8 protein-coding genes are annotated in these 13,263 nt (G+C 49.9%); 7 read left to right on the top strand and 1 reads right to left on the bottom strand.

Going from position 1 to position 13,263, the window contains the following annotated elements; all coding sequences use genetic code 11:
• Positions 1–10 precede the first annotated feature (10 nt).
• Genes AC6ESO_RS27495 through AC6ESO_RS27485 form a run of 3 tightly spaced genes read left to right on the top strand, consistent with a single transcriptional unit; the run spans position 11 to position 5,443 of the window.
• Positions 11–895: a carbohydrate ABC transporter permease gene (locus tag AC6ESO_RS27495; protein ID WP_497094192.1), complete on the top strand. Its 885-nt coding sequence runs from the start codon at positions 11–13 to the stop codon at positions 893–895.
• Positions 896–939: 44 nt separating this feature from the next.
• Positions 940–3,384, top strand: a complete 2,445-nt coding sequence (locus AC6ESO_RS27490; protein ID WP_497094191.1) for a glycoside hydrolase family 38 N-terminal domain-containing protein — start codon at positions 940–942, stop codon at positions 3,382–3,384.
• On the top strand, positions 3,371–5,443 hold the full coding sequence (locus AC6ESO_RS27485; protein WP_497094190.1) for a DUF5054 domain-containing protein: 2,073 nt from the start codon (positions 3,371–3,373) through the stop codon (positions 5,441–5,443). Before AC6ESO_RS27490 ends, AC6ESO_RS27485 begins: the two co-directional genes overlap by 14 nt.
• 210 nt (positions 5,444–5,653) lie before the next feature.
• Here AC6ESO_RS27485 and AC6ESO_RS27480 read toward each other — a convergent pair whose 3' ends face one another.
• Positions 5,654–7,975 (bottom strand): helix-turn-helix domain-containing protein, encoded by a 2,322-nt coding sequence (locus AC6ESO_RS27480; RefSeq protein WP_497094189.1) that lies wholly within the window; start codon positions 7,973–7,975, stop codon positions 5,654–5,656.
• A gap of 301 nt (positions 7,976–8,276) precedes the next feature.
• On the opposite strand from AC6ESO_RS27480, the gene AC6ESO_RS27475 reads away from it, so the two are divergent.
• From AC6ESO_RS27475 to AC6ESO_RS27460, 4 genes are all read left to right on the top strand, one after another.
• A complete protein-coding gene (locus AC6ESO_RS27475) occupies positions 8,277–9,263 on the top strand; it encodes an ABC transporter permease subunit (protein WP_497094188.1) in 987 nt (328 codons plus the stop codon).
• Between the two features lie 10 nt (positions 9,264–9,273).
• Positions 9,274–10,143, top strand: coding sequence for a carbohydrate ABC transporter permease (locus AC6ESO_RS27470; protein ID WP_497094187.1), 870 nt, complete (start codon positions 9,274–9,276; stop codon positions 10,141–10,143).
• Between the two features lie 66 nt (positions 10,144–10,209).
• Complete coding sequence (locus AC6ESO_RS27465) at positions 10,210–11,868, top strand: ABC transporter substrate-binding protein (protein ID WP_497094186.1); 1,659 nt, start codon at positions 10,210–10,212, stop codon at positions 11,866–11,868.
• A 99-nt stretch (positions 11,869–11,967) separates the two neighbouring features.
• Positions 11,968–13,254, top strand: a complete 1,287-nt coding sequence (locus tag AC6ESO_RS27460; RefSeq protein ID WP_497094185.1) for a Gfo/Idh/MocA family protein — start codon at positions 11,968–11,970, stop codon at positions 13,252–13,254.
• Positions 13,255–13,263: the final 9 nt, after the last annotated feature.

Below are 13,263 nucleotides of genomic sequence, written 5' to 3'. Positions count from 1 at the left end.
GGACAAACCTATGATTCATCGTCCGTCATTTAAATACCGTACGTTTAGCGTATTTAATCATGTTTTTCTTATTCTGTTATCGCTTCTATGTCTGGCTCCGATGGTGCATGTACTTGCCATTTCGTTTAGCACCAGCACTGCCGCGTCTGCCGGTCTAGTCAAGCTATGGCCTGTCGATGCGACAGCGGCGTCGTATTCGTTTATTCTATCGAACTCTCAGTTTGTGAAGTCGTTCTTCATTTCGATAGAGCGCTGCGTGCTTGGGGTAACGATCAGCATATTCTTTACGATCCTGCTGGCTTATCCTTTGTCCAAGGAAGTTAAGGATTTCCGATTTCGGACCTTGTACGCCTGGTATTTCATGTTCACGGTACTGTTTGGCGGCGGGCTTATTCCGTGGTATATGACGATTAAGATGTTCTCGCTCGACAACTCGATATGGGGATTAGTGCTGCCGGGAGCGGTACAAGTGTTTAATGCCGTTCTCATGCTGAATTTCTTCCGCGGCTTGCCGAAGGAACTGGAGGAGTCCGCATTCATTGACGGGGCTTCGCATTGGACGACATTGTGGCGAATTCTTGTGCCGATTTCGATGCCATCGATTGCGACCATCCTGTTGTTTGCCTTTGTCGGTCAATGGAACTCCTGGTTTGACGGGCTGATTCTGATGAAGTCACCGGACAAATATCCGCTTGCTACTTATTTGCAGACGATCATCATCAGACCCGATTTCAATAAAATCAGCATGCTGCAGGCGAAGCATATGTCCGAGATTTCCGACCGTACGACGAAAGCCGCTCAAATTATTGTAGGCTCATTGCCAATCTTGCTTGTATATCCGTTCCTGCAAAGGTTCTTCGTGAAAGGAATCGTTGTGGGAAGCGTGAAAGAGTAGCACTGTAAATATCATTCGTTTGTTGGAGAGGACTATACATTCATATGGCCAAGCTGAGCCGCAACTGGCGCATTTTCGTGATTCATCACTCACATACCGATATCGGCTATACAAGAAGACAAGAACGAATCGAGCAATTCCATGTCGATTTCATTCGGCAAGCCCTGCAAATTACGAAGCAAATTGAGCAAGGGCAGAAAGCGGAGTGGAAAGGGTTCAAGTGGACGTGCGAAACCTTCTGGGCTGTCGAGAAGTTTCTGGAGGAAGCGAGCGAAGAGGAGAAACGTGACTTTGCGGAAGCTGTTCGCAGCGGCGATATCGAGCTGTCCGGGACCTATCTGAATATGACGGAGCTCGCCGATTACGATTTGCTGCAAGCCATTCATGCCAAGGCTGCCGAATACGGAAGAAGCATTGGCGTGCACGTGGATTCGGCCATGACGGCCGACATTAACGGCTATAGCTGGGGTTATGGACAAAGCTTATTGGATTCGGGCGTGCAGCATTTATTCTCCTGCATTCATACGCATCACGGCATGTTCGCTTTGGGACGGAAGCAGACGCCTTTCTGGTGGGAGACGCCAAAGGGAGAGAAATTGCTCGTCTGGAACGGGGATCATTATTTCTTAGGCAACGAGCTGGGGATGTGTCCGGATGCCGTAGGCAGCTATATCATTCGCGATGAGTTCCATACGCCGGCGATCGTCAGCAACCACGATGAAATGATGGATACACGGATTGACCGCTATTTAAGCTTGCTTGAACAAGAGAATTATCCGTATGATTTCGTGCCGGTAACGGTCTCGGGCCTTGCGACAGACAACGGAGCGCCGAACGGAGCGATTATGGACGTCATCAACAGATGGAACGCCGAGCATGGGGACCGGGTGCAGATTCAAATGGCGACCTTAAGCGAATTTTTCAATCATTTGAAGGAACAGCCGATCGATATCCCTGTCTATGCCGGAGATTGGCCGGATTGGTGGTCGGATGGCGCAGGTTCTACTCCGATGCATACGCAAATTTTCAAGGATGGCCAACGCGTGCTTCGCAAGGTGAAGAGGCTTGATCCGCAGCAGCGTATTGTAGGCCGTCAGGAGTTTGAAGAGATTGAGCGTCAGCTCGTGATGTACGCGGAGCATACTTGGGGATTCCATACTTCCGTCCACCAGCCGTGGCACTTTAATGTTCAAATGCTTGAGGTGCGGAAGCTTGCCTATGCCGCCAATGGCAGCCGTCTGGCGCATTCCGCGTTAGATAAAGTGCGCAATGCGATGGGGGGCACGCTGCTTCACCCTGGCCGCGCGTTCCGTTACCGCGTCGCGAATACGGAGCTTCAGCATTCCAGGCAGCTTGTAGAAATGGAATGGGAGGGCTTCGAGAACGAAACCTTCAAGGAGGGCATCGAAGTCATCGATGAAAGCACGGGACTTGTCGTCCCTCATCAGCCCGGCTATCAAAGCGTAACGATAGAAGCCAGTCTTGAACCAGGTGAGCAGAAGGCGTTCAGGCTTCGTCCGGCCAAGGTTTCTAAGGCGAAAACAACGAATAATTTCAGGCTGCTTGCCACGGACGGCGTTGACGACGTTCATGATATGTTTCCGAGCGGAAGAGCGGAAGGGGCCGTTGTTGCAAATCAGTATTCCATTGAATCCCCATTCGTTCGGATTTGCTGGACGGAAGAGAAAGGCATCATTTCTTGGATCAACAAGGAAACCGGGGAAGAACTGATTCGCGAAGACAGCAAGCATGGGGCGTTCACGCCTGTTTATGAAGTGACGCCTGCCGTTTCGGCTCGCGGTTCGATGGGGCGCAATCGGAAAGGGATGAACGTTCGCCGTTCGGCCGGTCGCCTAGTAACAGCGAAACGATTGGATAACGGGCCGATGTTCGGTTCCGTAGAGCTGCAGTTTGAGCTTCCCGGCGTAAGCTATTATTCCTTGTTCCTAAAGGCGTATGCGACGATTAACCGAGTTGATGTTGCGGTGCGGCTGCATAAAGATTCCGTGTGGGAACCGGAGAATGTCTATTTCTCATTGCCGTTTACATCGGGATCAGAAAGCGAAGAGACGTTATGGATCGAGAAAGCGGGCGCGCTGGTTCGTCCATGGGTAGACCAAATACCGGGCTCTCTCCTTGATTTCACTTGCATTCAAGAAGGACTTGCATATGTGAGCGATAAAGGCTCGCTTATGCTGGCAACGCCGGATACGCCGCTTCTGCAGTTGGGCACGCTTGAGTATGGCAAACGCCTGCTGCATACGCAGCAAACGGAAGATATAAAGCCTGAGCTATACATATGGGCGATGACGAATTACTGGGAAACGAATTTCAAAGCAACGCTGGGCGGCTTCTACGAGTTCCGCTATGGTTTGGAATGGAGCGGGAATGTAGCATCCGCTGCTGAAGCGATTGGACATTGCCATACGATGAGCGCAGGACTGACGGTTTGGCGCATTGGAGAGGAAGAACCGGATGAACGCAATTAAACGGGTCCATGTCATTTTCAAAACGCATTTGGATATCGGATTTACCCATATGGCGCAAGATGTGCTCGATCGATATATGAACAGCTTTATCCCGCAAGCGTTGGAGCTATCGGAGAAGCTTGCTCGCGAAGATGGGGCGGCCAAGTTCGTATGGACGACGGGCTCATGGTTAATCAAGCAATATCTGCAAAACGCGTCGGAGCCGATGCGCGCGCGTATGGAGGAAGGCATTCGGGAGGGACGCATCGTATGGCACGGCCTGCCGTTTACGACCCACACGGAGATCATGGATGAGCGTTTGTTTGAGTATGGGCTTTCGCTTGCGCAAGAGCTCGATGAAACGTACGGCCGCAAAACGATTGCTTCCAAAATGACGGATGTCCCCGGCCATACCATTGCCATTGTCCCGATGATGGCTGGCAGAGGCATTCAATATCTTCACCTCGGCGTGAATCCGGTAAGCAAAAATCCGGCGGTTCCGAAGCTATTCGTGTGGCGCGCGGCAGATGGTTCGGAAATCATCGTGAATTATGCCGACACTTACGGCAGGCCCTTCTATATGGACGGGATGGAGGACGCGCTGTACTTTGCGCATACCGGCGATAACGATGGTCCGCCAACGCTTGCGGAAGTACGAGCGTTATATGAGAAGCTTCAGCATGATTATCCAGGGGCCGACATCATGGCGTCAACCATGGATGCGTACGCCGAGAAGCTGCTTGCAATCAAGCATCTATTGCCGGTCGTTACGGAGGAAATCGGAGATTCGTGGATACACGGCATCTCCTCTGATCCGTGGAAGATCGCTCGATATCGCGAGCTGCTTCGTTTGCGTGACAAGTGGGTGAGTTCCGGTGCGCTGGATCCGCAAAGCGGAGCTTACGCCCGGTTTTGCGATGATTTAATGCTAATTCCGGAGCATACATGGGGCTTGAACGAGTCCGTCTATCTGGTTGACTTTGGCAGCTATTCGCCATCTTCTCTGGCTGCCGCGAGAGAGCGGGACGTGGTCGACGACACGAAGTGGAGAAAGTTCGACTATCTCCGTCAATTGGCAAACCCGATTCGCCGCTACAGCGAAGTGGAGCGTTCATGGCAGGAACAGCGCGACTATTTATCTCGGGCTATTTCCGCTCTGCCGGAAGCTTTGGCAAGAGAAGCGGTGAGTGCGCTTGAGCAGCTTCATCCTACTTCGGAACGCCGAGTGCCCGTTCATGCTGAGCCTATGATTATTGGCAAATCCTACGAGCTGGGAACATTCCGCGTCGCGTTCTCTTCTGAGGGCTCCATTTGCTCATTGATCGATGGAGGAGGGAAAGTGTGGGCGGATGAAGATCACCAGCTGGGCAGCTTCGTCTATGAAACGTTCAGCAAAGAGAGCTTTGACCGCTATTTTAATGAATATGTAACCAACCTGCCCATCCACCACAGCTGGGCAGAGGCGGATTTAGGCAAACCGGGCATTGAGTTTGTTGATCCGAAGCCGGAGCATCGACAGTTTAAGGCAAGAGTCGAGCGGATCGAGCTGGACAGAGAGCCGGATTATGATATCGTGATCGTAGAATTAACGCTTCCGGATCACGTGCTTGAGCATCATGGAGCTCCGAAAAAGCTAAGCATTCGATATCAATTTCAGCGAAGCGCTCCGCATTTAGAGGTAGAGCTGGAATGGCAAGGGAAGCAAGCTAGCCGTCTGCCTGAAGCAAGTTGGGTCTCATTCTCTCCTCTTGTCGATAATCCGAATCTATGGGAAATGGATAAGCTGGGACGCCGTATTTCGCCTTTGTCTGTAGTCAAGAACGGCAATCGAAATATGCATGGGGTTCAGTCCGGATTATACTATGCCGGCGCGGACGGCACCGCGGTCATCGAAACGTTGGATACGCCTATCGTTTGTCCGGGAGAACGGAGAATCCTTCAGTTCGATAATCGCTTTGCCCCGCTTGACGGCGGGTTTCACTTTAATCTGCATAACAACGTATGGGGCACAAATTTCGTCATGTGGTTCGAGGATGATATGAAATACCGATTCCGTCTTACGCTGCAGTCAAACGAATAATAGTCATGATGATTTAGATAGATACAAATCTATATAATATGACGGGATAGGTATTTTACAGGAATAACCTTCATTACTATAATGGGGTCTAACTCTGGACGCAATGAAAATGAAAAACCACCTCCTTGCGGAGGTGGTTTTTCATCGCATTCGAATGACTGCGTATTCTCGTCCGAGGCTGATTCAGATTATGCAACGGCACTAAGCCGGTCAACGGTCGTTATTTATGTTCTTCAATCTATATTCGGTAAGCGAGACACCGAAATATTTCTTGAAGCTGGTGTAGAAGTAGTTCGATTTCTCTACGCCGCATCTCTCCAGAATTTCGTTGATCGGCACTTTCCTGTTTTCGAGATACTCTTTGATTTTCTCCATTCGGACCATCGTAATGTATTCGGCTACGGATCTGCCGGTTGCGTTCTTGAACAGCTTCCCGAGATAGACAGACGATAAGGAAAGCGATTCGGCGCAGCTGTTCAATGAGAGATTCTTGTCTGCAAAGGCGGCGTGGATATGGTCGATGGCGGCGTTCACGATGTCGTTCTTTTTCCGGTCCTTCGCGCTATCCTTCAGCGCGATGATCTCGTCAATCAGCTCGAAGAACGTGCGCTCGATTTCTTCGAACGTCTCGAATCCGGACACTTTGTTGAAGAAGCTGATTGAAATCGAATTGAATTTGGATTCCGAGCCTTCGACGATCCGGTTAAGGGAGTTGTAAATCGAGAAAAACAAATAAATGACCGACGTCAGGATATTGTCGTAGGAAGAATGCTCGATGGCCTTGATGATTTCCCGATAGTTATCCTTGGCAGCTTCGCCGCTTCCCAGCTTCAGGGAATCGATAAGCTGCTTTTCTTTGGACATCGGGAAGATGAAAGAGCCCGTATCCGTTTCTTTTAGCGTCTCCGGCGAAATGATGCTGCAGTGGCCCGTCTTGATTCGATACATAGACAGGTTGAACGCTTCGTCGTATGCGCCTTTAATGCGATCGGGTGATTCGATGACGAAACCGAGCGTTCCGGTTAACGAGAGGTTCAGAAGCTCCAGGACGCTCGCTTGGATTTTGCCGACGATGCCGTGGAATATATCCGACAGCTGCGACAACTGTTCCGGGGCTCCGCCGATATCCGCCAGAACGGTGAACTGATCGTGCGCCGTCTCGACGACTTCATTTCTGAAACGCTCCCCCGTAATTTCCCGCGCAATATTCGTAATTGCGTATTGATAGAGGGAACGGTCTTTATCGCTGTGCCGATCTACGTAGTCTTTATAGAAGTCGATTTTCAAGATGAACAAGTAAAGGCGATTTTGAAAATCCAAATCGATTTGAAGCTCTTGCTGTTTAGCGATCAGTTTGTCGGTAGACAAGTGAGCGCGGCCGGTTACGACGGTTTTCAAAAATTCGTTTTTTATGACGGGCGTCGTGTTCCTCTTCATATTTTCCAGTACTTGCGTTTTATCGATCATCCCCGTGAACGCCGTGGACAAGTAGCCCAATTCATCCATGTTTTTGGAAGGCGCGCTATCCGGTCCCAGCTTCTGGATGATACCCTTCGTAAGCGCTCCGATCGGCCTGTACAGTTTCTTTGAAGCGAGTACGGCGAACAATAGGCCAAGCAGCAAGACGATCAAACAAAAGATAAGGGTGATGATTCCGTTCTTCTTGGCGGCTGAGAATGCGGTGTCATACGGCGTCAGGCTAATGAATTTCCATTTAAGAACGTCGGAAGAAACATAAGAAATGACGTGTTTCTCCCGATTCATCCGATCGATGTACGTGCCCGTCGGCGCGGACGCGGTAAACACTTCTTGGAGGTAGTCCTCTTTCGAAACGTTTCTCATGAACATGTCGGATGAAGAGTGGCTGACGATATCTCCTTGATCGTCCAAAACGATAATTTCGTTGCCGAGCTTGTTCAGGGAAGAGATGGTCAGCCTGAGCCATTCGGCATCCACGTTTAACACGATGGCGCTGTCGAAATTCCCTTTGTAATCGTTGTTATCGAACAAAATATACGTGTACACGTTGGCGGTTCTCTTATCGGAGCCGCGCGGCACCGGAATTTTTCTCGGGATCGGGTTCAGGTTAAGCGAAGCAACTGTTCCTGCGTCGTTAATGAGTCGAATGATTTCCTTATCGTAGAAATTGGAGGCATCATAGAAAGAACTTGAATCGATAACGGTATTGATGTGGCGGTTATACACGTAGGTCGAGTAGATGTAAGTGTTGGGAATCGTGAACTCCTTCAACGTACGAATGGCGCCCAGAATGTTTAAGAAGTCTTCGTCTTGATTGTCGTTGCTGTAAGCGAAAGCTTTAATGGCATTGTTCAGCATCAACGATTGGCAAAACTTTTTCGAAATATTGTCCATATAGACGGAGCTGTAGCTGATATTCGATAAGAGGGTTTCGTTCATTCCTTTAACAGTGCTTACGATAGAAGAATTGTAGTTGTAATAGAGCAAAGATGAAAGCACCAAGATCAGCGACGTGATGCTGGCAACGAAGGTGAGAAGTAATTTTTTGTACATGCAGTCAGGGCCACCTTTGCCTAAAGTAAACGCTTTCTAAATTGTATCAAAACTGGGTTGGCCGAAACAGGTTTACAATTGGATTTCCCTCCGTTTCTTGTTTATTTAGAGAAAAACCCATTTTTCGTAGTTCGGACGGGCGGCGTTTGATGCGGCGGACGAAGCGGTTTTCGTTGACCTCCCCTTTTTTCTTTGTGGCTCTTATCTATAAATCGTTGTTTTGATCATTATTCATTGTTTTCAATAGCAGCGCGGAGAATTTATGATTGGGCTACAAAAAAGAAACGGAGGAGAAATGGCGATGGAAAGAGTTGCGAAGGCCTTGCAGCCGTCAAAAACAAAAACCGATAGAATAAGTCTAAATCGATGGCCGGTCATTGGTGAACTCATCAAAAACAAAACGATTTATATCATGATGCTTCCGGGGTTACTGTTTATCCTGCTTTTCTTCTACCTCCCGATGTTCGGAGCCGTGATCGCGTTTAAAGAATTCGATCCGATCAAAGGAATATGGGGCAGCAAGTGGGTCGGGTTAAGCAATTTCAAGTTCTTCTTTCAATCGGACGCGTTTTTTCAAGTGACGTTTAACACGCTCTTCTATAATGGGATTTTCCTCGTAACGGGGATCGGTCTCGGGTTAGTGGCCGCGATTCTGCTTAACGAAATCGGCAATCGGCATTTTGCCGGCGCGTACAAAAGCGCGATCTTGCTTCCCTTCTTCTTATCCTGGGTGGTCGGCAGCTATTTACTGTATGCGTTTCTGAGCACGGATAACGGAATTCTTAATAAAATGATCGTTCATTTTAGCGGGGAACCGATCGATTGGTATTTTGAACCGTCGTATTGGAGGTTTATCCTGCCGGCCGCTTATATTTGGAAGAACGTGGGGTATTTCGCGGTTTTCTTCGCAGCGGGGATTACGACGATCTCTCCGGAGTATTATGAGGCCGCTAAGATCGATGGCGCCAACAGATTTCAGCAAGCGCTTAAGATTACGGTACCCATGCTGACTCCGATTACGATTATTTTGGTGCTCCTGCAGGCGGGGAAAATCTTTTACGCGGCCTTTGGGGATTGGGGAATGTTTTATACCCTTCCGAAGGACCAGGGGATCTTGTTCAGCGCGACCAATGTCATCGATACTTACGTCTATCGCGCTTTGCGAGGGATGAATGACTTCGGCATGTCTTCCGCGATCGGATTCTATCAGAATTGCGTCGGATTTGTTCTCATTATGGTATCGAACTGGATCATTCGAATCTACGACCGCGACAGCGCTTTGTTCTAGGAGGCCAAAGATGAAGCAGCCCATTCTATTTAAATTATCCGTGAACGCGATCTTTCTGATCTACTCCGCCTTGTGCGTCATTCCGCTGATTGTCGTTCTTTCCATCTCGTTGTCTGATGAAGAGTCTATCTTTAGGACCGGCTATCACATTCTTCCGGTGGATTTCAGCTTCCAAGCTTATGAATATATCCTGTTCGGTTCATCGCCCATCTTGCAGGCGTACGGGGTCACGACGATCGCCACTTTGGCGGGAACGATTCTGCATCTGATCCTCTCGTCCATGCTTGCTTACGGACTCTCGCGAAAAGAAGTCAAGTATCGGCATATCGTCGCTTTTCTTGTGGTGTTCTGCATGCTGTTTAGCGGCGGACTTGTGCCCTGGTACATCCTGATCACGAAATACCTTCATCTCAAAAACACGTTGTTCGTGTTATTCGTCCCGTATCTCGTCTCTTCAATAAACGTGCTCATCATGAGGAATTTCTTCATCGGGATTCCGGATTCGATCATAGAGTCGGCTAGGATTGACGGGTCGGGCGAGTTTAACACGTTTATCAAGATGGTTGTCCCTTTATCGACGCCTGTATTCGCTACGATCGGGCTTATGACTGCGGTGTTTTTCTGGAACGATTGGTTTACGAGCGCTCTCTTCATCGAGGATGGCAGGCTGTATTCGCTCCAGTATCTCCTTCAGTCCATCATGAATAATATCGCATATTTGCAAGGTACTGCGTTCGGCGAGAAAATGGCAGTCACGATACCGAGCGAGACGGCCAGAATGGCCACATGCATCATGGCAGTAGGACCGATCGTGGTGGCATACCCCTTATTGCAGAGATATTTCGTCAAAGGGTTGACGCTAGGCGCCGTTAAAGCCTAAAGCGAGGCTATGCCGGGCATAGCGCCCGTTTAGCATACACATAAAAAAATGGAGGTCAGATCAGCAATGACGATTAAAAAGAAAGTGGCAGGCACAGTTCTAACGTCGCTTATATCCCTGGCTATTGTACTTACCGGATGCGGCAGCAACGGCGGCAACGGCACCAACGGCGGCAATTCGACGAATCAAGGCGCTAGCACGAACACAAGCGAAAATGCTGCGGAGCCGGCAGCTTCGGATTCCGCGTCGACTTCCGAGAACACGACGACTTCCGATAACGCAACGACGGAACCGGCGAAAGAGCTGGAGCCCGTTGAGCTGACTTATTATTTCCCGAATACGCCTCAGAAGGATATTCAATTGGTGGAAGATGAACTGAACCGCCTCGTGAAGCCAAAGATAAACGCAACGATCCATCTTAAACTCATCGATTGGGCTGCGTACGACGAGAAAATGAACGTCATGATGGCGTCAGGCGAACCGTACGACCTTGCCTTCACCGCTACATGGAGCAACAACTACTTCCAGAACGTCGCCAAGAACGCGTTCGTTCCGATGAATGATCTCATCGACCAATATGCGCCGGATCTTAGAACAGTCGTGCCGGATATTTTCTGGAAAGCGGTCACTGTCAAAGGCGAAGTGTACGCTGTACCGAACTTCCAACAAGCTACTGCCGGATATGGCTACCAGATTAAAAAATCGCTTGCGGACAAGTACAACCTCGATTGGAAGTCCGTGAAGAGCTTATCTGACCTGACTCCGTTTCTTGACGTCATCAAGAAAAACGAACCCGATCAAATCCCTTGGAACTGGTCAGACGCTTTCATGACAGGGCCTCCGATCTTCGGCATGGAAGCGCTCGGCGATGCGAAAACGCCAGGCTATATTTATTTGAACGATGGCGGCATGAAGGTCGTTAACCAGTACGAAACGCCGGAATTCAAAGCATACGTCACGCTGATGCGCGATTGGTTTAAGAAGGGCTATATCATGAAAGACGCGGCGACGAGGGACGCAAACGCGGACCTAAAAGCAGGCAAAGTCGCCATGCAGCTCGGTCAGATCGATCTGGACTCTCTCGACTTCCAAGAGGCTTACGGCTCCATGCCTGCGGGAAGGATGGCCATTCAGAATCCTGCAGCGGAATCCTACGACTTCAAATTCGTTCAACCGCTGCTTACGACGGATAAAGCAGCCGCGACCAATACGGCGATTTCCGTGACGTCCAAAAACAAAGAAAGAGCGATGATGTTCATCAATCTTCTGAACACCGACAAAGAAATCTATAACGTCTTGGATTGGGGCGTCGAAGGCAAGCACTACACGAAAATCGGCGATAACCAAATCGAATTGGCCAAAGACAGCGGCTACCTCCTATGGGCCGGTTGGGAGTTCGGCTATATGGGCAATGCCTATTACCTGTCGACCGATAAGCCTGAAGCTATTAAAGACGATAAAGGCAATCAATTGTGGATTAATCTGAACAAAAACGCGACTCCTTCCAATGCTCTAGGCTTCGTGTTCGACTTCACGCCGGTCAAGTCCGAGAAAGCGAACGTCGACGCGGTCATCGAAGAAATGTACAAAGCCTTGTCTTCGGGCTCCGTCGATCCGGACAAATATTTGCCTAAGTTCATCGATAAGCTCAAAGGCGCAGGCGCGGACAAAATCATTGCCGAGAAGCAGAAGCAGCTGGACGAATGGAAAGCGGCCAATAAGTAAGTGGAATAGGACGGAGAAAGGGAGCTTCCGCTCGGGAAGTTCCCTTTTTTACTACGAAAACAATGGCAGAATAGTCATCTTGGAGGAGAGGTTATCTCAATGAAGCCCATTACAGCGGTTTTGATCGGAGCCGGACAAAGAGGCGCAGGAGCTTATGCTCCCTATGCATTGAACCATTCTGAGGAAATAAAGTTCGTTGCCGTCGCGGACGCGGATACCGGGCGCCGGGAACGTTTTCGGCAAGAGCATAACCTCCCGGAACAAAGCTGTTACTCGGGCTGGGAAGAGCTGCTCGCGGGACCTCGACTCGCGGACGCCATTCTGATCTGTACGCAAGACAAAATGCACTTCGAGCCTACGCTTCAGGCTCTTGAGAAGGGATATCACGTCCTGCTGGAAAAGCCGATGTCGCCGGACCCGCTGGAGTGCTTCATTATGGGCGAATATGCCGAGCGGTTTAACCGGGTGCTTTCGATCTGCCATGTGCTCCGGTATACGGACTTTTTCGCGGAGATCAAGAAGCTCATTTCAGATGGCCGGATTGGCAAGCTCGTCTCGATCCAGCATACCGAAAACGTCGAACACCGGCACCAAGCACACAGCTTCGTAAGAGGCAATTGGAGCAACTCCGACGTTTCCAGCCCAATGATATTAGCTAAAAGCTGCCACGATATGGACATCTTGCAATGGTTGGTCGACGAGGAATGCGACAAAGTGTCTTCCTTCGGCTCGTTAACCTACTTCCGCGAAGAGAATGCGCCTGAAGGCGCGCCGTTACGCTGCTTGGACGGTTGCCCCGTACAAGATTCCTGCCCCTATTACGCACCTAAAATGTACATTGAAAGGGATGACTGGGCCGCCGCAATTCTACGTTCTATCGTCAGCAACGATACGAGTGACGAAGGCGTACTCGAAGCTTTAAAGGGGGGTCCTTACGGCCGATGCGTCTACCATTGCGATAACAATGTGGTCGACCATCAAGTCGTAAACCTGGAGTTTGCCAGCGGCGTAACCGTCGCGTTCACCATGAGTGCCTTCACGTTCGAAGGAGGCCGTTCGGTGAAGCTGATGGGGACGCTTGGGCAAATTCGGGCGGACATGGCGAAGAACGTCATCGAAGTGACGAGCTTCGTAACCCGGGAGACGGAAACGATTCGCCTCGATACCGAAATCACGGGGCATGGCGGGGGAGACACGAACATTATGCGCGATTTCGTCCGACTCGTTCAAAGCGACGGCAAGGAGAAAGGACGCACGGGTGCGAAGGAATCCGTGCAAAGCCATCTGATCGCCTTCGCCGCGGAGAAATCGAGGGTGGAAGGCCGTACGATAGCGATGAGCGACTATATTGCGGAGTTGAAAACGTTGGCAGTAACAAAAGTTTGACGCGTTAAG

The organism is Paenibacillus rhizoryzae, assembly GCF_059686995.1.
The sequence above is the reverse complement of the archived record's forward strand: the minus strand, read 5'-3'. Positions and strand labels throughout refer to the sequence as shown.